The sequence below is a fragment of the Galbibacter sp. genome, assembly GCF_048266365.1.
Taxonomy (GTDB): domain Bacteria; phylum Bacteroidota; class Bacteroidia; order Flavobacteriales; family Flavobacteriaceae; genus Galbibacter.
This window is the reverse complement of record NZ_JBLWZP010000004.1, coordinates 160,308-183,602: the sequence shown is the minus strand read 5'-3', so window position 1 is coordinate 183,602 and position 23,295 is coordinate 160,308. Positions and strand designations below refer to the sequence as shown.

Below are 23,295 nucleotides of genomic sequence, written 5' to 3'. Positions count from 1 at the left end.
ATTATAATGAGCACATTTTCAATTTTCTTGATACTTATTATCATCGTAGCCTTTCTATTGGTTTTAGTCATAATGGTACAAAACCCTAAAGGTGGCGGATTGTCTTCTTCATTCGGTGGAGGTGGAAGTCAAGTTGTCGGAGGTGTGAAGAAAACTGGAGACTTCTTGGATAAAAGTACGTGGACTTTGGCAACAATTTTGGTAGCCTTAATTTTGCTATCCAACATTACGTTAATTTCAAATTCAACGTCAACTGACTCTAAATTATTAGACGGGAGCAGTATTGAAAACCGACAAGTCCCAGCTGATTTACCACAACCAGCAGCCCCTGCCACATCTACAGGAGACAGTACAGACGGACAGTAAAATATTTTATTATACCAGTTTAAATGCCAGCTTAATGACAAGCTGGCATTTATTTTTTACAATTGTCAGTTTTTTGTGGGATGGCACAATTTTCGCCTACACTCTAAGAGTTAAATTAAAAATTAATTAATCAAATATTGAAAAATATGTCCAAGTTAAACATCAAGCCGCTTGCAGACAGAGTTCTTATCGAACCTCTTGCAGCTGAAACCAAAACAGCTTCTGGTATTATTATTCCTGACAACGCAAAAGAAAAACCTCAAAAAGGAACCGTTGTTGCAGTAGGACCTGGTACCAAGGATGAAAACATCACCGTTAAAGTTGGAGATACCGTTTTATATGGGAAATTTGCAGGTACAGAGCTTAAATTAGATGGCGCTGATTACCTAATGATGAGAGAGAGCGATATTCTAGCGATCGTTTAAGCCCAAACTTTACAACCCAATTAATTTTCAAAACACTCAAAATTTATTTTTGAATTAAAAAACAATAACAATGGCAAAAGATATAAAATTTGACATTCAATCACGCGACGGACTCAAACGTGGAGTAGATGCATTAGCCAATGCAGTAAAAGTTACTTTAGGTCCTAAAGGTCGTAACGTAATTATTAGTAAATCATTTGGCGCTCCTCAAGTAACTAAAGATGGTGTAACAGTAGCCAAAGAAATCGAATTAGAAGACGCTCTTGAGAACATGGGTGCTCAAATGGTTAAAGAAGTTGCTTCTAAAACCAATGATCTAGCTGGAGATGGTACTACAACTGCAACAGTGCTTGCTCAGGCAATTGTTAAAGAAGGCCTTAAGAACGTTACTGCCGGTGCAAACCCAATGGATCTTAAGAGAGGTATTGACAAAGCAGTAGAAGCTTTGGTAGCTGACCTTAAAAAACAAGCGCAAACAGTTGGTGATTCATCTGAAATGATCAAACAAGTTGCTGCAATCTCAGCAAACAACGACGATACTATCGGTGACCTTATTGCTAAGGCATTCGAAAAAGTAGGTAAAGAAGGTGTTATTACGGTAGAGGAAGCTAAAGGTACAGATACTTACGTTGATGTAGTTGAAGGAATGCAATTTGACAGAGGATACCTTTCTCCTTATTTTGTGACTGACACTGACAAAATGGTTGCTGAATTAGAAAACCCATATATCTTATTGTTCGATAAGAAAATATCAAATCTTCAAGAAATTCTTCCAATTTTAGAGCCAGTAGCACAATCAGGAAGGCCACTTTTAATCATTGCTGAGGACGTAGACGGACAAGCTCTTGCTACACTAGTTGTGAATAAACTTCGTGGTGGATTGAAAATCGCTGCTGTAAAAGCTCCAGGATTTGGAGACAGAAGAAAAGCAATGTTAGAAGACATCGCTATTCTAACAGGTGGTACTGTGATTTCTGAAGAAAGAGGTTTCTCTCTTGAGAACGCTTCATTAGAAATGCTAGGTAGCGCTGAAACAGTTACTATAGATAAAGACAACACTACAGTTGTTAATGGTGCTGGAGCAGGTGATCAAATCGCAGCTCGGGTTAACCAAATTAAAGCACAAATCGAAGTAACTACTTCTGATTACGATAAAGAAAAACTTCAAGAGCGTTTGGCTAAATTAGCCGGAGGTGTTGCAGTACTTTATGTTGGTGCTGCCACTGAGGTTGAAATGAAAGAAAAGAAAGACCGTGTAGATGATGCATTACATGCAACTAGAGCGGCTGTTGAAGAAGGAATCGTTGCCGGTGGTGGTGTTGCTTTGTTAAGAGCTAAAGCAGTTCTTGACAAGGTCAAAGTTGAAAATGACGATGAAGAAACCGGTAAACAAATTGTTAGCCGTGCTATTGAATCTCCATTGAGAACTATCGTTGAGAATGCTGGTAAAGAAGGCTCAGTAATAGTAGCTAAAGTTTACGAAGGCAAAAAAGACTTCGGATACAACGCTAAAACTGACACTTACGTTAACATGTTAGAAGCTGGTATTATCGATCCAACTAAAGTAACTAGAATTGCATTAGAAAACGCAGCATCAGTTGCGGGAATGATTCTAACTACCGAATGTTCTTTGACTGACATTAAAGAAGATGCTCCTGCAATGCCCCCAATGGGCGGCGGAGGAATGCCAGGTATGATGTAAGAACCATATCCCTATAATATTCAAAAGCCGTATTTATATAAATGCGGCTTTTTTTTGCTTAGTCATAACTAACATAGCTGGGATTCACTAAACTGCCAAAAATTTAGAACATTGTAAAAATCAAGTGTTACTATCGAAATATTCTAAATGCCGGAACGTATTTGGTTGGTTTGCTTCTTGAAACTCTGATGGTATTCCATACAATTATTATAAAATTGTACGCGTACAATATAAGGACAACAGCATATATTTCGGCAATGCTAGCCGAAGTATTACTGGGATCAATAAACCTTACTATTTTCCCAATAACTCCAGTAAACAAGAAGATAATGTAGGAAAAAAATAAAATGGTCCAAGTAATCTCAAAATTTAAAAGTGATTTACCAACCTTATCTACATTTTTCACCTTATCCCTTTTGAGGATCCAGAAAATTAAGGGTACGACTATTCCTAAAATTGGAAAAAAGAAAAATGCAAGAGCTGATAAACACATCACCGTTAGATATCCCTTGTCTTCTTGGATTTTCCAATCTACAATATCATCAGGAGTAGTATTTAATGCTATTGCCAATCGTTTTAAAGAATCTCCTCTGGGAACGGTTTCATTGTTTTCAATTCTTTGAATTGTTCTTAGACTTAATCCAGAGATTTCAGCCAATTCTTCCTGAGTTATTCCCTTCTGAGTTCTTAACTCTTTAATCCTTTTCGATAAACCAGAATCATCCATATTGTTATAGTTTTAATTTGGTGTAAAGATATCCCTGAACCCCTCAATTCTCTTGCGTCTTTACTATGACATCTTTACGTCATCTATGTCAAAAGCCACATATTGGCGATTTTTAGAAGGTTTTAATCTTATACACCACAAATATATCTGATTTCAAATAACTAAAAGAGCTGCGTATACTCGTGTAGTTAATTCACGTGAATTGATCACCATAGACACAGTACCTTTTCTGGTTTGAATACTCTACTAAATAATATTATCTTTAGGCAAATCATCAACACATGTCAAATACTGGATTAATTATAGAGCAAAGAAGTAGGGATATAGGAGACTTTTTAGTAGGTCGCTATTTACCTTTTCGCAAAAAAAGAATGGTCGGCCCTTTTATTTTTATCGACCACATGGGTCCTTCTTCCATAGGATCAGAAAACTATTTAGATGTGGGACAACATCCGCATATTGGTCTCTCAACACTCACTTATCTTTTCGAAGGTCAAATTCATCACCGAGACAGCATCGGAAGTGATAAGGTCATTACTCCAGGTTCTGTGAATTGGATGACCGCTGGTAAAGGAGTTGCACATACCGAACGGACTCCAGTTGCAATGAGAGACGGGAATACCTACCCCCTACACGGATTTCAGATATGGGTAGCACTTCCTAAGGATTTGGAGCAAATGGAACCTGAGTTTCATCATTTTGATAAAGACCAACTTCCGCATTGGGAAGAAGATGGTTTAAAATATAGACTGGTCGCAGGAGAAGCGTTTGGAATAAAGGCTCCGGTACCTGTGTATTCCCCTCTTTTTATGATCGAAATTAAAAGTGAGAAGGACACCAAATTAGACCTACAAAATCAGGTAAAAGGGGAAATCGGAATTTGCATCATCAAAGGAAGTATTAATGCCTGCGGACAGGTCATAGAGGCTGGAAATATGGTTGTGTCCAAAACTGAGGATGCTTGCCATGTAGAGGTTTCAGATCAAACCCACTTATTGCTCTTCGGAGGTGAACCCTTTAGCGACAAACGTCATATCTATTGGAATTTTGTATCTTCTAGTATAGACACCATTGAACAAGCAAAAACAGACTGGAAAAACAAAGCTTTTCCAAAAGTGCTTGGCGATGACTCCTATATTAAAATGCCTGAGTGAACTATTTCTTAATTTTAGATGGAATCCTTGCAGAAGTAAGTTACCTTTGCAAAAACTTAATAAAATGCCATTCGAGAGCTTAAAACCACAAGTGGTAGCGCTGCTTTCTAAACAAGAGCACACCCTTACCGAGAAACTTACAGCAATTTGTGAACTTTTAAGACAGTCCATCGATTATTACAACTGGGTGGGCTTCTATTTTAAAAATGGAGACAAAGAAGAACTAAAACTAAGAGCTTTTTCTGGAGAACCAACGGAACACACCATTATTCCATTTGGAAAAGGAATTTGTGGACAGGTTGCCGTATCCAATGAAAATTTTGTAGTTCCGGATGTCAAAGCTCAAGACAATTATATTGCATGCAGTATCGATGTAAAAGCTGAAATTGTTATACCGCTATTTGTAGCTGGTGAAAACATCGGTCAGATCGATATCGATTCTCACTCCGTGGACCCTTTTTGTCAAGAGGATGAACACTTTTTGACCTTTGTCAACCAAAGTGTGGCACAAATAATAAACAAAAACGATTTTTAGCGTTTATAGATTCGCAAATTAATGCAAAAAAACTACTTTTGCACTCCATCATAACACAACAACAATGAACGATTTCAGATCAGCCAAATCGGCTTTAATTTCGGTTTTTAGTAAAGATGGCCTTGAGCCAATTGTAAAAAAATTAAATGAGCTTGGTGTAACCCTGTATTCCACAGGTGGTACAGAAAAATTCATCAAAGATTTGGGAATACCGGTCGTTCCTGTTGAGGATGTTACTAGCTACCCTTCGATCTTGGGTGGTCGCGTTAAAACACTTCATCCTAAAGTTTTTGGAGGTATTTTAAACCGCCAAGAAAACGAAACAGATCAGCAAGAACTGGAAAAATTTGAAATCCCTCAATTGGATATTGTTATCGTTGATCTTTATCCATTTGAAAAAACAGTAGCAAGTGGAGCTACTGCACAAGATATTATCGAAAAAATCGATATAGGTGGTATTTCACTTATCAGAGCTGCAGCAAAGAATTACAAAGATGTTCTTTGTGTAGCCTCTATGGATGATTATCAAGAGTTTTTAGAATTACTTCTTGCCAAGGACGGTAAGACCTCTATAGAGAACAGAAGGCGTTTTGCCGCCAAAGCATTTAATGTCTCTTCTCATTACGACACTGCTATCTTTAATTATTTCAATGCGGAAGAATCTATTGAAGCATTTAAAGTAAGCCTATCCAACGGAGCCCAGTTGAGATATGGTGAAAACCCACATCAAAAAGGCTATTTCTACGGTGAACTCGATGAATTATTCGAGAAAGTACACGGGAAAGAGCTTTCGTATAACAATCTATTGGATGTTGATGCCGCTGTTAATTTGATGGGAGAATTTAAAAATGACCAGCCAACTTTCGCGATTTTAAAACACAACAACGCTTGTGGTCTTGCCACAAGAAGTACTATAAAACAAGCTTATGTTGATGCATTGGCTGGAGATCCGGTATCCGCTTTTGGTGGCGTATTGATCGCAAACAAAACGATCGACTTAGAAACTGCTGAAGAAATCCACAGCTTATTTTGTGAGGTCGTTATTGCACCTGCATATGCCCCTGAAGCACTTGAACTTCTAAAAGGCAAAAAGAACAGGATTATCCTAATCCAAAATGAAGTTGATTTTCCACAACAAAGTGTACGTAGCTGTCTTAATGGAGTATTAGTTCAAGAAAAAGACCTAAAGACAGATACTATTGAAGATCTTACCTTGGTTACCAACAATAAACCTTCAGAAAATGAGTTAGAAGACTTAATCTTTGCTTCTAAAATCTGCAAGCACACAAAATCCAATACTATAGTGTTGGCGAAGAACAAACAATTGTGTGCAAGTGGAACAGGTCAAACTAGTAGAGTAGATGCTTTAAGACAAGCTATTGAAAAAGCGCAGTCTTTTGAATTCGATCTAAAAGGAGCAGCAATGGCAAGTGATGCATTCTTCCCTTTCCCGGATTGCGTTGAAATCGCAAACAAGGCTGGCGTTGAAAGTGTCATCCAACCGGGAGGCTCAATTAAAGACCAATTAAGCATCGATTACTGTAACGAAAACAATGTTTCCATGGTATTTACGGGAACACGTCATTTTAAGCATTAATTTTATTACATTTGAGAGATATATAAAAATCAAGAACCTCGCGGCTTCTAAAACTGTGAGGTTTATATTAAAATAAAACGGTTTATTATATAGCCCTTTAAAATAGAAATAACCTATTAATACAATAATTATTCATGGGATTTTTTGATTTCTTAACCGAAGAAATAGCCATTGACCTTGGAACTGCAAACACCTTAATAATTCATAACGATAAAGTTGTGGTAGATAGTCCGTCAATAGTTGCCAGAGACCGAATGACAGGGAAGATTATAGCTGTCGGAAAAGAGGCTAGTATGATGCAAGGTAAAACCCATGAGAACATCAAAACTATCCGTCCGTTGAAAGATGGGGTTATTGCTGACTTTGACGCCTCTGAAAAGATGATCAACATGTTCATCAAGGGGATTCCTGCGCTAAAAAAGCGCTTTTTTCAACCTACCTTAAAAATGGTAATCTGTATCCCTTCAGGCATCACAGAGGTTGAAATGCGAGCTGTTAAGGAATCTGCAGAGCGTGTAAACGGCAAGGAAGTATACCTTATCCACGAACCAATGGCAGCTGCTATCGGTATCGGATTGGATATCATGCAACCTAAAGGAAACATGATTGTTGACATAGGAGGTGGAACTACCGAAATCGCTGTAATCGCCTTAGGGGGAATTGTATGTGACAAATCCGTAAAAATAGCTGGAGATGTGTTTACCAATGACATCATCTATTATATGCGTACCCAACACAATTTATATGTTGGAGAAACAACCGCTGAAAATATTAAAATAGCAATTGGTGCAGCCACTGAAGATTTAGAGGTTCCGCCGGATGAGATGAGTGTTCAGGGTCGTGATTTGCTTACGGGTAAACCAAAACAAGTACAGATTTCATATAGGGAAATTGCAAAGGCTCTTGATAAGTCCATTTTACGTATCGAGGATGCTGTTATGGAAACCTTGTCACAAACCCCACCAGAGTTGGCTGCTGACATCTACAACACAGGGATCTACCTCGCTGGAGGTGGTTCTATGTTAAGAGGACTAGACAAGCGTATCTCTCAGAAAACAGACCTACCGGTATACATCGCTGAAGATCCGTTGAGAGCTGTTGTACGAGGGACAGGAATTGCATTGAAAAATTTAGAGAAGTATAAACCTATCTTGATAAAATAAAAACAAGTGAATGCAACAAATTGTCAATTTTTTAATAAGGCATAAAACCTTTATTACATTTTTTGTGCTTTTTTGCTTCTCACTTTTTCTTGTAATTCAGTCACATTCCTATCATAATACAAAATTTGTAAATTCTGCGAATTGGGTGTCAGGCGGTATTTATAATACCTCAAACAACATTGGCGATTATTTGTATCTCAAGCAATACAATGAACAATTAATTGAAGAAAACAGCTACTTAAGAAAACAGCTTTTAAATAGAGGTATCCCTATTCAGGATAGCCTTAAAGATTCAGATTCACTGGATCATAAGTTTAAAATACGACCTGCTTCAATTGTAAAGAACAGCTATAACAAATTACGGAATTACCTGTTGATTGACAAAGGGAGTTCAGATAGTATAACTCAGGACATGGGCGTGATTACCAGCAAAGGAATTGTAGGTATCATCGAGAACACCTCTTCGAATTATGCAAACCTTCAGTCGATACTCAATACGTATTCTGAAATTAATGCGGCCATCAAAAACACCAACAACTTCGGATCCTTAAAGTGGAATGGTGAAGATTTTGATGTGGTCCAACTGGTCGATGTACTGCGTTCGGCTCCAATTAGGAAAGGTGACACCATAATTACCGGTGGTATGTCTAGTATCTTTCCAAAAGGGATTTTAATTGGTACCATAAAAGACTTTTCGTTGGATGCCTCGGAAAATTATTATCTTATCGACGTGGACTTATTTAACGATATGACTACCATAGATCAGGTTTATATTTTGGAAAACTTAAACAGAAAAGAAATTTTAGAATTGGAAAACAGCCTCGATGAATAAAACTGTCTTTATAAATACAGTCAACTTTTTGGTTTTGGTGCTTTTCCAGGTAGTACTATTTAACCATATCAACTTTTTGGGATACATCAATCCTTATATCTACATACTGTTTATTGTTTTCTTCCCCTTTGATAAGGATAACAGAATCTTTTTTATTCTTTGTTGCTTCCTCCTAGGGCTCTGCATCGATATCTTTAGTGACAGTGGAGGTGTTCATGCTGCCGCATGTCTTGTCATAGGCTATCTCAGGCCAATGATGATGCGTTTTGTTTTCGGATTGAGTTATGATTATTACAATATCAAAATTGAAAAGACACATTTCGGACAGCGTATTAACTACCTCCTTATCTTAATTTTAACACATCATCTGATCCTTTTCTCTTTAGAGATATTTAGTTTTGCACATATTATATTGATCCTGAAAAAAACGGTGTTTTCTGCAATATTCACCCTAATTTTGTGTTTAATTTTCATCTCATTATTTAGCAGAAGGAGTTCATGAGAAAGGTACTTTTAGCATTTATTATTATCCTAACCACCTTTGTTTATTTAGGCAGGTTAACCTACCTACAATTAATAGACAATAGTAGCCAGAATCCCTTGGATGATACTGCGATAAAAGCTGTCTATGATTATCCTGAACGAGGTCATATCTACGATCGAAATGGAAAACTACTGGTAGATAACCAACCCTCTTATGACGTGATGGTGATTCCACGAGAGGTAAAACCATTAGATACACTAGAATTCTGTACACTATTAAACATTACACCTGAGGATTTCAACAAAAGATTTCTAAAAGCAAGAACCTATTCTCCCCGGCTTCCTTCGGTTTTTGTGCAACAATTATCCAAAAAAGAGTACGCTGTTCTTCAGGAGAAAATGAGAAAGTACGAAGGATTCTACATTCAGAAGAGATCCTTGAGACACTATATGACTCAAGTGGGTGCCAATGTTTTAGGATATATTAGTGAGGTTAATGAACGTGATCTTAAAAATTACACCTACTACCAATCTGGAGAGTTGATCGGTCGTCAAGGTGTGGAGAAACAATACGAAGAAACCTTAAGGGGTCGAAAAGGGGTTAAATTCATTCAGAAAGACCGTTTTAATAGAGTTATAGGTTCCTATAAAGGAGGAATCTACGATACCCTTCCAGTTCCAGGAAAGGATATCCAGCTTACCTTGGACATCGATCTTCAAGAATATGGAGAAAAATTAATGCAAAATAAACGTGGTGGTATCGTAGCAATTGAACCCTCTTCTGGTCAAATATTAGCCTTAATCACTGCCCCATCTTATGACCCGGCACTTCTTGTTGGTCGAGAACGATCAAAGAATTACACCAAACTTTATTACGACTCCATAGCCAAGCCTTTATATGACAGAGGTCTTATTGCAATGTACCCTCCCGGTTCTCCATTTAAAACCGTCAATGCACTTATCGGTTTACAGGAAGGCGTTATCGATGAGCATACTACTGTGGTGTGTAATGGAGGCTATCACTACGGCCGCGGCGCTTTTATGCGTTGTCACTGTAGTTATGGTAGTATCAACGATCTGGATCGTGGGATATACAGATCATGTAATACCTATTTCGCCACCACTTATAGAAAGATTATTGAAAAATACCCTAGCGCTGAGCAAGGCATGAATGCATGGAATGAACATGTAGAGAGCTTTGGATTAGGCGATTTTTTAGGATATGACCTACCGATCGGTAAGGCCGGAAGGGTTCCTAGTGCTAAAACCTATAACAGCATCTACGGTGAAAACAGATGGTTTGCAACCAATACCATCTCCAACTCCATTGGTCAGGGTGAAATACTCACCACACCGATTCAGCTTGCTAATTTAACGGCTATAATAGCCAATAGAGGGTCATACTACACCCCACACATCATTAAGAAGATTGAAAACGATACCATCGCACACGATTTTATAGAAGAAAAACACACCACTGTAGATCCAAAATATTTTGAACCTGTAGTTCAAGGGATGCATGATGTGTACGAAAAAGGGACAGCGAGATTTTTAAAAATACCAGGAATAGAAATCGCTGGAAAAACAGGAACCGCAGAAAACTTCACCAAAATAGAAGGGAAACGTGCCCAACTCACTGACCATTCTATTTTTGTAGCCTTCGCTCCGGTGGACAATCCAAAGATCGCTATCGCAGTATTTGTGGAGAACGGCTATTGGGGAAGCCGTTGGGCAGGTAGGATATCTGGATTAATGATTGACAAATATATCAATGGTTCTGTCAGTCGTACTGACCTTGAGGCTTATGTACTTAATGGTAGCTTGGCCGAGGAATACGAAAAACCACTCAGCGGAGAATCCTTTTATATAAACGATGGCAAAACCTACATTGAATGGCCTAAACCGGTGGAAGAGAAAGAGCCTAAAGATGCAGCTATACTAAACACTCCTGAATCAGATGAATAATTTTATTAAATCCATGGACTGGTTTAGCATACTGCTATATGCTTGCCTGGTATTTATAGGTTGGATTAATATTTACTCGACAACCTATTCTGCAGATCACCAGGGGCTCATGAACCTTGACACTTTCTACGGTAAACAGCTTATGTTTATTATTGTAAGCTTCATTACCATCATCATAACCCTTGCAATTGAAACAAAGTTTTATGAACGTTTCTCGAGTGTGATATACTTGGTGACCATAATATCTCTGGCAGGATTGTACATCTTTGGCAAGAACATCAACGGAGCAACTTCCTGGTATGCCATCGGAGGGATGACATTGCAGCCTTCTGAGTTTGCTAAAGCGGCGACCGCCCTTGCCTTGGCAAATTATGCCAGTGATATACAAACAGACCTAACCAACTTTAAGGACCTACTCAAGGCCTTTGCTATCATATTCTTACCTGCACTTCTAATCATCCCACAACCAGACCCTGGAAGTGCCTTGGTCTACCTCGCATTTTTCTTTGTATTGTATCGAGAAGGACTATCGGTAAATTATCTGTTAATTGGAATTTTTGGAATACTCGTCTTTATATCGACATTGCTATTTGGAACACTTTGGGTTTCTTTAATTACTATAGCTCTATTGGTACTGATGTATTTGTTTTACAAACGAACAAAAAGAAGGATTTCTGCTTTTAAACTTGTTAGTATTGCACTACTGACCGTTGCACTATCGTATTCGGTATCCTTTATTTATGACCATGTGTTTGAACAACGTCACCGCGATCGTTTCAGCCTGTGGCTGCGATTGGAGCACGACCCATCAAAACTGGATCATATTAGAAAAACGATTGGATATAACACCTATCAGTCAGAATCGGCGATTGGGTCTGGAGGTTTTAGTGGAAAAGGTTTTTTAGAGGGCACACGAACCAAAGGAAATTTTGTCCCGGAACAGCATACCGACTACATCTTTAGCACCGTAGGAGAAGAATGGGGGTTTTTAGGAAGTGGCCTTGTCGTAATCTTATTTGCCGCCTTGGTGATTAGAGTTATCTTTTTGGCAGAACGTCAAAAGTCGGTCTTTAGTAGGATTTACGGCTATTCAGTGGCTTCTATATTATTCTTTCATTTTGCCATTAATATAGGGATGGTTATAGGACTATTACCCACCATTGGTATACCTCTACCCTTCTTTAGTTATGGAGGATCAGGGCTTTTAGGATTTACCATGCTTCTGTTTATTTTTATTAAACTCGATGCCAATCGCATCAATGAATGGTAAGCACACTTTAAGATTTTGGAAAATTCTTATTTGCCTTCACCTGCTCAATTTGGTACGTATGTCTGGAAGTATGACCTGCTAAAGACATCAAGGCTTGATACACATCAGAATTCCCAAAAGGGTAAACGCTATGATGTGTTCGCATTGCTTTGATATCGGTTTGCTTAGCAAATTTTAAAATCTCATTTTCGATTTGCTTATAATCTGCTAGAGCACTATCAACTTGTTTATAGCTATTGGCTCCTTCTAAGACGCTGGGAGCCTGATAGCGCTTTGTTCTATCCGCTAATTGAGTAACAATTTGCTGGTCAGACACTCCAATAGAATCCAGAAGTTGTGGTTGAGGATCCTTATTCATCTCTTCTTTAATAATGCCCAAGAGTAGCTTGTCAGATTTGATGATATGATCTAAACACTGCCCAATGGACCAACGATCAACCGCCGGTTTGAACTGCAATTGTTTACTACTGAGTGCTTTTACAGCCGCAATAAGGGAATCAGAGATTCTCTTATGATACCGCAGTAAAAAGGCTTTGGTTCCCATCACAAGAGGCTTGGGTTGAGATTCGAGACCTTTCTTTAAATTATCAAGACTAAGCTGAATATCACCACCCAGCATATCATCCATATCTACAAAAAACAAGAGGGCATTCATAGGATAATTCATATGTCCCTTAAAGCCCCATTCAAGTCTAGTTTTATCAATACCTAGAGAATCTATTTCCATATAAGCGGATGAGGTCGATGTCATGGGTTCTATAAATCTAAGCTCATAATCAATTCGTTTACCATTCTGTATACCAACAATTTCTTGTTCACCCGAACCAAGATCAGAATTTTTACTATTCCACTTATACACAAAACCAACGGTTCCGTCTTCACCTTTATAGGAACGGCTCATTGCAGAATCTCGCTGCGCCCATATACTGAACTCATCGTGATTTTTAAGATACCTTATGTGATCAAATACAATGGCCTTGGGAACATTGATAATCGTATCACGCTCCAAGGCATAATCATTGGTAACAAACAAGGCTAGAATCAATGGAATGGCAATAAGGATTACCAAAAGAATTAAAAGGGCCTTTAGAAGTTTCATTGCATTTGCATTTCGTGATTAAATGATGCTATGTATCTCATATTACATCTATTAAAGATACGTACTTTTTTAAAAAAGATCTTCAACTTTATTTCTAAATGAGTAAAATGAATTTGAAAAGGCAATGTTTAAAGGCTTTTAACTCGGGTAAAAATCACCACTACTATTGAGAGTCGTAATCTAAAACCTAGTAAATTACTAGTATATTGCACTTAAGTAAAATAGATTGAAGGATCAAAAAGCTAAAAATATTGATAACTTTGACGAACTAAAAATCTAATAAAGATGAAAGAAATTAATTTTTGGTTTATTTTTAGTAATATCTTTTATATACTGTTTTTAGGTTCTTCATTCGTTTACCAACAAGGTACTGATATGTTTAAGCCTTCTGCAGACTGTTTGGAGTTTATAAAATAATGGAGTCAATAAAAACAAAGGAATCATCTGCAATAAAGGCTACCTACTTTAGCATCATAGGTAACACTTTACTTGCCGCTATAAAACTATTTTCAGGCGTAATGGGGAATTCGTATGCCCTGATTGCCGATGGTATCGAATCGACTGCGGATATTTTTTCTTCCTTTTTCGTTTTGCTCGGCTTCAAATACGCACAGCGTCCGCCGGACGAAAATCACCCCTATGGACATTCCAGGATAGAGCCTTTAATCACCTTCTTAGTTGTGGCCTTTTTAGTTACCTCTGCCACTGTTATTGCCTATGAAAGTATCGTTAACATTCAAGTTCCTCATAAGATTCCGGAGCCCTGGACACTAATCGTGTTAGGGGTTATCATTATATGGAAAGAATTATCATACCGATACGTTTTAAATAAAAGCAAGAAAATAAACAGTTCTTCCTTGAAGGCAGACGCATGGCATCATAGGAGTGACGCCATTACTTCGGTAACCGCCTTTATTGGAATTTCGATTGCACTCTATTTTGGCAAAGGTTATGAATCAGCTGACGATTGGGCTGCATTGTTTGCTTCGGCCTTTATTTTATACAATGCCTATCTTATTTTTAGACCTGCACTAGGTGAAATTATGGATGAACATCGCTATGATGACTTGGTACAGGACATAAGAGAGTTATCATTATCGGTTCAGGGTATTAAAGGAACAGAAAAGTGCTTTGTAAGAAAGGCAGGAATGAAATACCTTGTAGAGCTACATGTTATTGTAGATGGGAAAATAACGGTCGCAAAAGGCCACCTTTTAGCCCATAACCTTCAAGATAAGATACAGAAGGAATTCCCTGAAATTTCACATATAACTACCCATATCGAGCCTGATATAAAGGATACCATCTTAAGAGACTAGCCAATCACTTCATACCAAATCACTGTGGCAATGGCTTGAGTATTCTTTTGAATGCAACACTGCCCTCCCTTTGGTTTAGCGTTTTCAATTGCAGATTAAAACCAACAAACAGCCGCATAATTTCCAAAAAACTATGCGGTTGCTTTAGTCGTAATTAAAAACTAATTAATCTCTTATTCTGGCAAGCTTTCCACTTTTCATGGTACTTAGTTTTAAATCCTCCAATACGTGAATAGCTTCTTCGATATAAACGTCTTTGGATAAATTTGCATGCCAACGTTTTCTTTTTTCTTTAAGAATAGTGTCTTGGGCCATCAATTCTTTCTCATATGGAAGCGACTTAAAGCTCAGGTCGGTTTGATATTCTGTGATCTGCCTAAACCTTTTCATTGCCTCTTCGTCCTTCTCGGCATCCAATTTATAGTTTTCAATGTTTAAAGGGTATACTTTTTCCTCTTGTTGTTCCTTGATCCATTTCGCATTTTGATCAATCAATTGCAATTGCGGGTTTTTAGCCATGCGCTCTTTACTTTTCTGAATCGTAAGCTCGTAGTCAATATACCCACTCCATTCTTGATGCGGTGCTGCCTCAATTTTATCCCACGGAAGTGGATTTTCTTGATCTTTTTCACCCATATCGGTATAGCTGTATTTATCCGGAACAATAACATCACTCTTTACCCCTTCTAACTGCGTAGATCCACCATTGATACGGTAAAACTTCTGAGTGGTAACCTTGAGTGCTCCCACATCTCCAAACTCATTACTTCCTCTTAGGAATTGGTTTAAGTTGATAATGTTTTGAACGGTTCCTTTTCCATAGGTTTGTTTACTCCCAAGGATAATAGCTCTTTTGTAATCCTGCATTGCCGCTGCCAAAATCTCTGAAGCAGATGCTGATAATTCATTAACTAGGATTACCAATGGACCATCCCATTGTATGCGCTTATCGTTATCTGATAATATTTCTTTTTTCTTTCCTGTAGACTTAACTTGAACAATTGGCCCTTCTTTAATGAAAAGTCCGGCCATATCAACTACTGTTTTTAAAGATCCTCCACCGTTGTTTCTTAAATCCAGTACCAAGCCTTCTGCACCTGCATCCTTCATTCTTTCGATCTCTTTTGCAACATCAGAATAGGCGTTTCTTCCATCATAATCTTCAAAGTCAATATAGAATTTTGGTAAATTAATTACTCCAAAAATTCGGCCATTCTTTTCAACGACTGATGTTTTCGCATACGATTCTTCCAGCTCTACTACATCTCTTACAATTTGTATATCTGTCACAGATCCATCAACCCGTTTAACGGTAAGTATAACCTTAGTTCCTTTAGGGCCTTTAATCAGTTTTACTGCATCTTCCAATCGCATCCCAACGATGCTAACTGGTAGTTCTCCTTCTTGTCCAACCTTAACGATCTCATCTCCTACTTCTAGTTCATCACCTCGCCAAGCTGGTCCGCCTGAAATGATTTCTACAATTTTAATATGGTCACTTTTCTTTTGAAGTCTGGCACCTATCCCTTCGAACTTTCCAGACATGCTGGTATCAAATCGCTCTTTTTCCTCAGGTGCAAAATAAACCGTATGAGGATCAAAACCACTGACAATAGCATTCAAATAAGCTGAAAACCAATCTTCACGCTCTAAGTCTTCCATGAAATCAAAATACTCGCCAAGGGTTGAAAGGGTAAGCTCCCTGGTTTTTTTCTCAAGAGCTACGGGGTCCTCAGTAGGCATAGCCGTACTATCGGTAGCTTCTTCCAATTCAATTACATCGTAGCCAGTAATTTCATCATCACTGGTCTCAAGAGAATCTTCAGCATCTTCTAAAGCTGATACATAGCGCTCAAGGGTGGAGAACTTTAATTGTTGCCTCCAACGTTGCCATAGCTCTTCCTTACTCTTAGCATAGGTCAACTTGTCATAATCGACATTAATTTCTTCGTCTTTGTTGTAATCAAACGGAGTCTTCAATACATCTTTATACATTACTGAAGCCTCGTCCATGCGTTGCATCAATCGATCATAAGTCAAATTAAAAAAGCTTATGTCAGAAGTTTTAATTTGATCATCTATGGCAGTGCGATATTTATCGAACTCATCGATATCGGATTGTAGAAAATATCGTTTCAGCGGGTCCAAGCTTTCGATATAATTATCGTAGACTTGTTCCGAAAATTGGTCATCAAAAACCTTTGGATCAAAATGGCCGTTTTCCAACACATAGGTGATTAAATCTATGAGAAGTTTATCCTTATCAGGATTATCAAACGACTTATTGGTAAAACTACACGAAGCGGCTGATATAAGTAATACCGCCAATACATACACTAAATTCCTTTTCATTTATTATTTTTTTTTACAGAGATTCATATCACCTCATTTTGCAATGGCTTACATCCCAACCATTATCCCTGTGATGCCTCCAATATAAGAAAAAACTTTACTCAAAAGTAATTCTTAGCTTTTTATGATTTACTTTTTGCACTATCAGAGCAAAAGGACGACTAAATTAAAGAAAATATTGTGCCAAATACCTAAATATCAACTAATATTTTGTTAAACATCTAAGTGTCTTCTTTGTTCTTTAATTTCGTTATTTTAGCACTATCAATTAAAAGTTATAATGAAAAACAAACCCTTAATCCTAGTCACCAATGATGATGGTATTACCGCTCCCGGTTTGCGAGCTTTAATCGAAGTCATGAACCAGATTGGAGACGTCATAGTCGTAGCACCGGATAGCCCACAAAGCGCAATGGGGCATGCCATTACTTTAAACTCAACGCTGTATTGCAGCCCAATCACAATTGATGAACAAGATATTCAATTGGAATACAGTTGCAGCGGAACTCCTGCAGATTGTGTGAAGCTTGCCGTAAATGAAATACTCAATCGTACACCTGATATCTGCATCAGTGGTATCAATCACGGCTCGAACTCCTCGATTAATGTTATTTACTCCGGGACCATGAGTGCTGCAGTTGAAGCAGGAATTGAAGGGATTCCTGCAATAGGATTTTCGTTATGTGACTATTCTTGGGAAGCTGATTTCGACGCGGTAAAGAGTTACGTTAAAACCATTACAGTCAATGCCCTTAAAAATGGCATTCCAAAGGGAGTGGTATTAAATGTAAATTTCCCTAAACTCAAGAAAAATGAAATTAAAGGCATAAAGATCTGTCGCCAAGCTAAGGCACGTTGGATAGAAAAGGTCGACAAAAGAACCAATCCGATGGGACGTGATTACTATTGGCTATCTGGAAAATTTGTCAATCAAGACAAGGGTGAAGATACCGATGAATGGGCATTAGAAAACGGCTATGTTTCCGTGGTACCTGTACAATTTGATCTGACAGCCCATCATACTATCCAAGATTTAAACACCTGGGAGTTTGATGATTAGAAAGGAAATTATTACTGGCTTTATTGTAGGTATTATAGCTAACGTCTTAGGCGTTATAGGTTATATCTTAATTTTTTCGGAGCTTTCTTTTACGACCAGTCTAGAAGTGGCAAGAGAACAAGGTCATATAGGTAGTATCCTCGCCTTGGGTGCACTATTAAATTTAGTAGCCTTTTTTGGCTTCATTAAATTAAAGCGTGACCACAGAGCTAGAGGCGTATTGATTGCTACTTTTTTGACAGCAATTATAATCCTACTGTTAAAGTTGTTTTGAATTTAAATTAAAAGATTGTGAAATACTACATCATTTCTGGAGAAGCATCAGGCGACTTGCATGCCTCCAATTTAGTAAAAGCACTTAAAACCTTAGATGATAATGCTGTTTTTAGAGGATGGGGTGGTGATTTGATGAAAGCACAAGGGGTTACCCTTGTTAAGCATTATAAAGAACAAGCCTTTATGGGCTTTTTCGAGGTACTTCTCAATCTGAGAAAAATCTTTTCAAACATCAATTATTGCAAGGAGGATATTGAAAGGTACCAGCCTGACGTACTGATTTTTATCGATTACTCCGGTTTCAATTTACGCATCGCCAAATGGGCAAAACCTCTAGGATATAAAACCTTTTATTATGTATCGCCACAGATATGGGCCTCTAGAGAATCGAGAATCGAAGCCATTAAAAGAGATATTGATGAGATGTTTGTCATCCTACCTTTTGAAAAGGAATTTTACGAAGAGAAACACAATTTTCCAGTACACTTTGTAGGTCACCCCCTGCTCGATGCGATCAATAACACCAAACAGATTACTCCAGATCAGTTCAAAAAAGAAAATAAGCTGGACCAACGTGAGATCATTGCACTACTTCCCGGAAGTAGAAAGCAAGAAATCTCCAATATGCTAAGCGTTATGCTCAGCATTGTAGATGATTTTGTGCAATACCAATTTGTCATCGCCGGGGCACCTAGCCAAGACTTTCAGTTTTATGCTAAGTTTATCAAAAAGAGTAATGTTCAGTTTGTCAGTGGCAAAACTTATGAATTACTCAGCGTCTCCAAGGCTGCACTTGTGACAAGCGGAACAGCAACTTTAGAAACGGCATTATTCAAAGTGCCAGAGGTGGTTTGTTATAAAGGAAACTGGATTAGCTATCAAATTGCAAAACGCATCATCACACTTAAATACATTTCTCTGGTCAATTTAATTATGGACAGAGAGGTGGTCAAAGAACTCATTCAATCTGAGTTTAATTCAAAAACACTCAAGGCAGAATTGCAAAAAATACTCAGTGAAGACGTCCGAAAACAGATGTATTTAGATTACTTTGAATTGGAACAAAAATTAGGGGGCAACGGAGCAAGTTTAAAGACAGCGCAATTGATTTATGATAAAATTTCTTAATTTGCCTGAAAGCCCAAAATAACAACATGAGAAATTTATTTATAGCAGTTCTTTTTATTAGTCTTATTGGATGTAAATCCAAACAACGATCAATATCAGTAAGTGGAACAACACCACAAGCTGAACAGTCCGCTATGCAGCCTACCGCTAATGATATTCCAGAAAAAGAAAATCACAAGAAATCATCTAAGGCATCCAAACAATCAAATGCCATTATAAAAACAGCTATGAATTATAATGGTACACCATACCGATATGGAGGAACCACAAGAAAAGGAATGGACTGTTCTGGATTGGTGTATGTATCCTTTAAAGAACATGACATACCACTTCAACGGACATCTGCGCAAATGGCCACAGAGGGTAAAAAAATAAAGTTAAAGGAGGTCGAAAAAGGCGATCTGCTATTTTTCACCACCAGTAAAAACAAAAAAAGAATAAACCATGTAGGGCTTGTGGTCAGTACTCGAGGGGGCGACATTCAATTCATCCACTCCACGACTTCAAGAGGAGTTCTGGTATCTTCCCTCAGCGAAGGGTATTGGAATTACGCATTTAATCAGGCCAGAAGAATCCTATAACGACCCTGGATCTTAAATTATTTTTACGGTTAATAGGTTGTATTTTGTAACTTTATTAAAAATAACAGAACTATGTTTTCCAAAAGAGATCCAAAGCGACTACACGAATTAGATATCGATCAGCACGAACTCATTGAAACTGCTCAAAGTAGAATTCGCCAAAAAAAGCGGCTCTACTACCACTTTATACTTTTTCTTTTAGGAAGTGTATCTATGATTGTAGCTAATAAGTTTTTAAACTATGGCGTACAATACAACTGGTTTGTTTGGGGAATTTGTATTTGGACCTTTTTATTCTTGCTACATCTGATCAACGTCTTTGTCACTAACAGATTTTTGGGTAAAAAATGGGAAAGAGAACAACGTGAAAAGTTGGTGATTCTTCAAAAAAATAAAATAGCCAAAATTCAAGAAGAAATTGAAAAAGCCGCGACTAATACTAGTAGGAACCCTGAAAATCCATTGAATTAAATGATTACCATCATAGCAGCTGCAGCTGAAAATAACGCACTAGGAAAAGATAACGATCTGGTTTGGCATCTACCTGATGATTTCAAAAGATTTAAGGAACTTACCAGTGGACATCCCATCATTATGGGACGCAAAACCTTTGAAAGTTTACCGGGGACATTACCAAACCGTACCCACATCATTATTACGCGAAGACAAGACTTTAAAGCCGTTGGCAACTGCATTGTAGTCCATAGCTTAGAAACCGCCTTAAAAGCAGCTCAAAATAACTCACAGCCTTTTATTATAGGCGGAGGAGAGATCTATAAACAAGCTATGGACCTCGCTGATAAAATAGAACTTACAAGAGTTCATACCTCAGTGGAAGCGGACACTTTTTTTCCAGAGATTGATTTAGCGAAGTGGGAGCTTATTGCTAAAGAACAACACCCTCAAGATAATCGGCATAAATATGCTTTCAGCTACCTTACTTACGTTCGAAAAAAATAGACTAAAAAAAGCTGACTAGAAATCCACTTGTTCAATAATTTTATGGGTAGGATGGGATTGTAAAAAGCGTTGCATGACGCTGCGGTCTTTATTGGTATAGAACCTAAGTCTAGGCTGATGCATCCCATCACTGAGCAAATCATGCGCTTTTAATACGTTCTTAGTCTGTCTAGCCACTGCAGCTGCTGCATCGATGATTTTGACCTCGGGAGGAAGTATAGCTTCAAGCTGATTACGCAGAAACGAGTAATGGGTACAACCCAATACGAGGTAATCAATCCCTGCACTAATCATAGGGTTTAAATACTTGAGCAATAAGTCATGCATTTGGTCTGATTCCACCTCCCCTGCTTCAATCAGCGTAACCAATCCATCACCGTATTGCTCAATAACCTTACGATCTTTAGCATATAAGGCTGCAGTCTTTGTAAACAAGCTACTGGCCAAGGTTCCTCTTGTTGCCAGCACACCCACCACTCCGGTCTTGGAATTCAAAGCAGCAGGTTTAATGGCAGGCTCTATCCCAATAATAGGTATACTGTAGGATTGCCGTAACACATCAATAGCGTTAGTCGTGGCAGTGTTGCAGGCAACCACAACGATTTTACATCCATGGTCAAGCAGGTAATCCATGTTTTTTATACTGAGCTGGATGATTTCACTTTGGGGTCTATGCCCATAAGGAGCGTATTTACTATCTGCTAAATACAGCATAGACTCCTTAGGCATCAAATCATATAGCGCCTCCCAGACGGAAAGTCCGCCCAGTCCAGAATCGAAAATACCAATCGGATTAGAGTTCACCTGCTTATAATTAAAAAAACTGCCTATGTAAATATAGACAGTTCATTGAATATTGTACTAAAAATAGTGTCTTAAAATCCAAGTTCCTTTTTAACATCAGCCAAAAGATCTTTTCCATCAGCAAGAATAACTCCTGAACCGTTTGATGCATCTAGGACATAATCAAAGCCTTGAGCTTTACCTACTTTTAAAATCGCAGCATTAGCTTTTTCTAGAATTGGTTTTAACAACTCCAATTCTTTTTGTTGAAGTTCTTGTTGGGCTTGTTGTTGGGCTTGCATAATGTTTTGTTGCATTCCATCAACTTCTTGAGCACGTTTTTGGTTCTCTTCTTGAGATTTTGTACCGGCTTCAGCCTGATATGTCTTCATTTTGCTTTGAAGAGCTTGATAACTCGCGTCAATATCAGTTTTATATGTGCCTTGTAGTTTTTGTAATTCTGCTTGTGCTGCTTTCATCTCCGGCATATCAGTCACCAATTGCTGTACATCAACATGAGCTACCTTACTCTGTGCGCTAGCAAAACCTACTGAACCTACGGCCAATACAACCGCAATTACTAATGTTTTAAACTGTTTCATGGTTTTCAAAAATTTCTAAATTGTGTTACTTGTTAATTAATCGTCAACGCCCTGGTCGTTTACCTTACTGTTTGAATTATTATTTTCCTCTATGAGCCTAGCTCTTTCTTCTAATTTTTCTTGTCTTTTAGCTTCTCGCTCCTCCAACATCTTCTTTCTTCGCTCTTCATAAGCCTTTTTACGCGCTTCAATTTCCTTTAATTTCTCAGCCCGTCTTTCCTCTATCTCCGCTGCCCGATCCTCTTTCTTTTCTTCATAGGCCTTTTGACGTTTGAGCAGTTCAGGATTCGGTTCTTTCTCTTCATATTTTTCCAGAGCACTGTTTCCAGTTACGCCTCCCCTTTTTCTAGTGGCATTGATACTGCGCAATACTTGATCACTAATATCATAACGCTTATCGGAGTACAACATAACAACATCAGCAGACTTATCAAAAACAAAATCGAAGTTTTTGTTCGCTGCAATTTCCTGCACAGCACTAAAAACTTGATCCTGAATCGGCTTCACCAATTGGCTTCGTTGTCGGACTAAATCCCCTTGAGGCCCAAACCTATCTTGTTGATAGTCCTTCATTTGAAGCTCAAGTGCATTGATTTCATCCTCGCGTTCTTGTATGAGTTCTTTGGTCAACAACACCTTCTCTGCTGCAAGATCACTACGCATTTGTGCGATGCTCGCCTGCTGCTCCTCTACCTCAAGCTTCCACTTCTGAACTCTCTTGGCCAATTGTTGGTTAGCCGTCTGGTATTCTTCAACATTCTCTAAGATATAGTCCATATCCACATATCCAAGACGAACACCTCTTTGAGCATTAACTGCAAAGCACCCTATAGATAATAACAATACTAAAAGAACGGTAGTTGGTTTCATAGTTTTAGGTTTAATTACATATAGAATACGAAGAAACTAAAAAAAA

General features: G+C 38.1%; 24 protein-coding genes. 18 read left to right on the top strand and 6 right to left on the bottom strand.

The annotated features are described in order from the left end of the window. The first annotated feature begins 6 nt into the window (after positions 1-6). The 3 genes from secG (at position 7) to groL (ending at position 2,493) form a co-directional block, all read left to right on the top strand. Positions 7-366: a preprotein translocase subunit SecG gene (gene secG / locus ACN0TV_RS08010; RefSeq protein WP_417361844.1), complete on the top strand. Its 360-nt coding sequence runs from the start codon at positions 7-9 to the stop codon at positions 364-366. A gap of 146 nt (positions 367-512) precedes the next feature. Continuing rightward, positions 513-791: a co-chaperone GroES gene (locus ACN0TV_RS08005; protein WP_417361842.1), complete on the top strand. Its 279-nt coding sequence runs from the start codon at positions 513-515 to the stop codon at positions 789-791. Positions 792-861: 70 nt separating this feature from the next. Then, a complete protein-coding gene (gene groL / locus ACN0TV_RS08000) occupies positions 862-2,493 on the top strand; it encodes a chaperonin GroEL (RefSeq protein ID WP_417361840.1) in 1,632 nt (543 codons plus the stop codon). Between the two features lie 130 nt (positions 2,494-2,623). On the opposite strand, the gene ACN0TV_RS07995 is transcribed toward groL, so the two are convergent. Further along, positions 2,624-3,220, bottom strand: coding sequence for a DUF4870 domain-containing protein (locus ACN0TV_RS07995; protein ID WP_417361838.1), 597 nt, complete (start codon positions 3,218-3,220; stop codon positions 2,624-2,626). A 281-nt stretch (positions 3,221-3,501) separates the two neighbouring features. Between ACN0TV_RS07995 and ACN0TV_RS07990 the strand changes: the two genes are divergently transcribed. The 8 genes from ACN0TV_RS07990 to rodA all read left to right on the top strand — a co-directional run bounded on the left by ACN0TV_RS07990 (position 3,502) and on the right by rodA (position 12,219). Next, entirely contained in the window at positions 3,502-4,374 is an 873-nt protein-coding gene (locus ACN0TV_RS07990) for a pirin family protein (RefSeq protein ID WP_417361836.1), read from the top strand. 64 nt (positions 4,375-4,438) lie between these two features. Continuing rightward, complete coding sequence (locus tag ACN0TV_RS07985) at positions 4,439-4,909, top strand: GAF domain-containing protein (protein WP_417361834.1); 471 nt, start codon at positions 4,439-4,441, stop codon at positions 4,907-4,909. Between the two features lie 64 nt (positions 4,910-4,973). Continuing rightward, positions 4,974-6,506, top strand: coding sequence for a bifunctional phosphoribosylaminoimidazolecarboxamide formyltransferase/IMP cyclohydrolase (gene purH, locus ACN0TV_RS07980; protein WP_417361832.1), 1,533 nt, complete (start codon positions 4,974-4,976; stop codon positions 6,504-6,506). A 134-nt stretch (positions 6,507-6,640) separates the two neighbouring features. After that, positions 6,641-7,669, top strand: coding sequence for a rod shape-determining protein (locus ACN0TV_RS07975; protein ID WP_417361830.1), 1,029 nt, complete (start codon positions 6,641-6,643; stop codon positions 7,667-7,669). A gap of 10 nt (positions 7,670-7,679) precedes the next feature. Beyond that, positions 7,680-8,501, top strand: coding sequence for a rod shape-determining protein MreC (gene mreC, locus ACN0TV_RS07970; RefSeq protein ID WP_417361828.1), 822 nt, complete (start codon positions 7,680-7,682; stop codon positions 8,499-8,501). After that, a complete protein-coding gene (locus ACN0TV_RS07965; RefSeq protein ID WP_417361827.1) occupies positions 8,494-9,003 on the top strand; it encodes a rod shape-determining protein MreD in 510 nt (169 codons plus the stop codon). The genes mreC and ACN0TV_RS07965 overlap by 8 nt, the downstream gene beginning before the upstream one ends. Beyond that, positions 9,000-10,949 carry a penicillin-binding protein 2 gene (mrdA, locus tag ACN0TV_RS07960; protein WP_417361825.1) on the top strand — a complete coding sequence of 650 codons (1,950 nt, stop codon included), beginning with the start codon at positions 9,000-9,002 and terminating at the stop codon, positions 10,947-10,949. The genes ACN0TV_RS07965 and mrdA overlap by 4 nt, the downstream gene beginning before the upstream one ends. Continuing rightward, on the top strand, positions 10,942-12,219 hold the full coding sequence (gene rodA / locus ACN0TV_RS07955; protein ID WP_417361823.1) for a rod shape-determining protein RodA: 1,278 nt from the start codon (positions 10,942-10,944) through the stop codon (positions 12,217-12,219). The genes mrdA and rodA overlap by 8 nt, the downstream gene beginning before the upstream one ends. Before the next feature lie 7 nt (positions 12,220-12,226). Here the strand turns inward: rodA and ACN0TV_RS07950 are convergent, their stop codons facing one another. Then, positions 12,227-13,318, bottom strand: coding sequence for a DinB family protein (locus ACN0TV_RS07950; RefSeq protein ID WP_417361821.1), 1,092 nt, complete (start codon positions 13,316-13,318; stop codon positions 12,227-12,229). Positions 13,319-13,734: 416 nt separating this feature from the next. Between ACN0TV_RS07950 and ACN0TV_RS07945 the strand changes: the two genes are divergently transcribed. Further along, positions 13,735-14,637 (top strand): cation diffusion facilitator family transporter, encoded by a 903-nt coding sequence (locus ACN0TV_RS07945; RefSeq protein WP_417361819.1) that lies wholly within the window; start codon positions 13,735-13,737, stop codon positions 14,635-14,637. Positions 14,638-14,802: 165 nt separating this feature from the next. On the opposite strand, the gene ACN0TV_RS07940 is transcribed toward ACN0TV_RS07945, so the two are convergent. After that, positions 14,803-16,989 (bottom strand): carboxy terminal-processing peptidase, encoded by a 2,187-nt coding sequence (locus tag ACN0TV_RS07940; RefSeq protein ID WP_417361817.1) that lies wholly within the window; start codon positions 16,987-16,989, stop codon positions 14,803-14,805. Positions 16,990-17,269: 280 nt separating this feature from the next. Between ACN0TV_RS07940 and surE the strand changes: the two genes are divergently transcribed. The 6 genes from surE (at position 17,270) to ACN0TV_RS07910 (ending at position 20,994) form a co-directional block, all read left to right on the top strand. Then, a complete protein-coding gene (surE, locus tag ACN0TV_RS07935) occupies positions 17,270-18,049 on the top strand; it encodes a 5'/3'-nucleotidase SurE (RefSeq protein WP_417361815.1) in 780 nt (259 codons plus the stop codon). After that, positions 18,042-18,323 carry a hypothetical protein gene (locus tag ACN0TV_RS07930; RefSeq protein WP_417362209.1) on the top strand — a complete coding sequence of 94 codons (282 nt, stop codon included), beginning with the start codon at positions 18,042-18,044 and terminating at the stop codon, positions 18,321-18,323. Before surE ends, ACN0TV_RS07930 begins: the two co-directional genes overlap by 8 nt. Positions 18,324-18,340: 17 nt before the next feature. Further along, a complete protein-coding gene (gene lpxB, locus ACN0TV_RS07925) occupies positions 18,341-19,453 on the top strand; it encodes a lipid-A-disaccharide synthase (RefSeq protein ID WP_417361813.1) in 1,113 nt (370 codons plus the stop codon). Positions 19,454-19,479: 26 nt separating this feature from the next. Next, complete coding sequence (locus ACN0TV_RS07920; protein ID WP_417361811.1) at positions 19,480-20,034, top strand: C40 family peptidase; 555 nt, start codon at positions 19,480-19,482, stop codon at positions 20,032-20,034. Positions 20,035-20,106: 72 nt separating this feature from the next. Continuing rightward, complete coding sequence (locus ACN0TV_RS07915) at positions 20,107-20,505, top strand: 2TM domain-containing protein (RefSeq protein WP_417361809.1); 399 nt, start codon at positions 20,107-20,109, stop codon at positions 20,503-20,505. Beyond that, complete coding sequence (locus tag ACN0TV_RS07910) at positions 20,506-20,994, top strand: dihydrofolate reductase (RefSeq protein ID WP_417361807.1); 489 nt, start codon at positions 20,506-20,508, stop codon at positions 20,992-20,994. It begins immediately after the preceding gene. A 15-nt stretch (positions 20,995-21,009) separates the two neighbouring features. Here ACN0TV_RS07910 and murI read toward each other — a convergent pair whose 3' ends face one another. The 3 genes from murI to ACN0TV_RS07895 all read right to left on the bottom strand — a co-directional run bounded on the left by murI (position 21,010) and on the right by ACN0TV_RS07895 (position 23,249). After that, entirely contained in the window at positions 21,010-21,798 is a 789-nt protein-coding gene (gene murI, locus ACN0TV_RS07905; protein WP_417361805.1) for a glutamate racemase, read from the bottom strand. A 71-nt stretch (positions 21,799-21,869) separates the two neighbouring features. After that, positions 21,870-22,379: an OmpH family outer membrane protein gene (locus tag ACN0TV_RS07900; protein ID WP_417361803.1), complete on the bottom strand. Its 510-nt coding sequence runs from the start codon at positions 22,377-22,379 to the stop codon at positions 21,870-21,872. 36 nt (positions 22,380-22,415) lie between these two features. Beyond that, positions 22,416-23,249 (bottom strand): OmpH family outer membrane protein, encoded by an 834-nt coding sequence (locus ACN0TV_RS07895; RefSeq protein WP_417361801.1) that lies wholly within the window; start codon positions 23,247-23,249, stop codon positions 22,416-22,418. Positions 23,250-23,295 lie beyond the last annotated feature (46 nt).

Coding starts and splice junctions, on each gene's coding strand:
- secG (WP_417361844.1), top strand. CDS start 7: ATGAGCACATTTTCAATTTTCTTGATACTTATTATCATCGTAGCCTTT.
- ACN0TV_RS08005 (WP_417361842.1), top strand. CDS start 513: ATGTCCAAGTTAAACATCAAGCCGCTTGCAGACAGAGTTCTTATCGAA.
- groL (WP_417361840.1), top strand. CDS start 862: ATGGCAAAAGATATAAAATTTGACATTCAATCACGCGACGGACTCAAA.
- ACN0TV_RS07995 (WP_417361838.1), bottom strand. CDS start 3,220: ATGGATGATTCTGGTTTATCGAAAAGGATTAAAGAGTTAAGAACTCAG.
- ACN0TV_RS07990 (WP_417361836.1), top strand. CDS start 3,502: ATGTCAAATACTGGATTAATTATAGAGCAAAGAAGTAGGGATATAGGA.
- ACN0TV_RS07985 (WP_417361834.1), top strand. CDS start 4,439: ATGCCATTCGAGAGCTTAAAACCACAAGTGGTAGCGCTGCTTTCTAAA.
- purH (WP_417361832.1), top strand. CDS start 4,974: ATGAACGATTTCAGATCAGCCAAATCGGCTTTAATTTCGGTTTTTAGT.
- ACN0TV_RS07975 (WP_417361830.1), top strand. CDS start 6,641: ATGGGATTTTTTGATTTCTTAACCGAAGAAATAGCCATTGACCTTGGA.
- mreC (WP_417361828.1), top strand. CDS start 7,680: ATGCAACAAATTGTCAATTTTTTAATAAGGCATAAAACCTTTATTACA.
- ACN0TV_RS07965 (WP_417361827.1), top strand. CDS start 8,494: ATGAATAAAACTGTCTTTATAAATACAGTCAACTTTTTGGTTTTGGTG.
- mrdA (WP_417361825.1), top strand. CDS start 9,000: ATGAGAAAGGTACTTTTAGCATTTATTATTATCCTAACCACCTTTGTT.
- rodA (WP_417361823.1), top strand. CDS start 10,942: ATGAATAATTTTATTAAATCCATGGACTGGTTTAGCATACTGCTATAT.
- ACN0TV_RS07950 (WP_417361821.1), bottom strand. CDS start 13,318: ATGAAACTTCTAAAGGCCCTTTTAATTCTTTTGGTAATCCTTATTGCC.
- ACN0TV_RS07945 (WP_417361819.1), top strand. CDS start 13,735: ATGGAGTCAATAAAAACAAAGGAATCATCTGCAATAAAGGCTACCTAC.
- ACN0TV_RS07940 (WP_417361817.1), bottom strand. CDS start 16,989: ATGAAAAGGAATTTAGTGTATGTATTGGCGGTATTACTTATATCAGCC.
- surE (WP_417361815.1), top strand. CDS start 17,270: ATGAAAAACAAACCCTTAATCCTAGTCACCAATGATGATGGTATTACC.
- ACN0TV_RS07930 (WP_417362209.1), top strand. CDS start 18,042: ATGATTAGAAAGGAAATTATTACTGGCTTTATTGTAGGTATTATAGCT.
- ACN0TV_RS07920 (WP_417361811.1), top strand. CDS start 19,480: ATGAGAAATTTATTTATAGCAGTTCTTTTTATTAGTCTTATTGGATGT.
- ACN0TV_RS07915 (WP_417361809.1), top strand. CDS start 20,107: ATGTTTTCCAAAAGAGATCCAAAGCGACTACACGAATTAGATATCGAT.
- ACN0TV_RS07910 (WP_417361807.1), top strand. CDS start 20,506: ATGATTACCATCATAGCAGCTGCAGCTGAAAATAACGCACTAGGAAAA.
- ACN0TV_RS07900 (WP_417361803.1), bottom strand. CDS start 22,379: ATGAAACAGTTTAAAACATTAGTAATTGCGGTTGTATTGGCCGTAGGT.
- ACN0TV_RS07895 (WP_417361801.1), bottom strand. CDS start 23,249: ATGAAACCAACTACCGTTCTTTTAGTATTGTTATTATCTATAGGGTGC.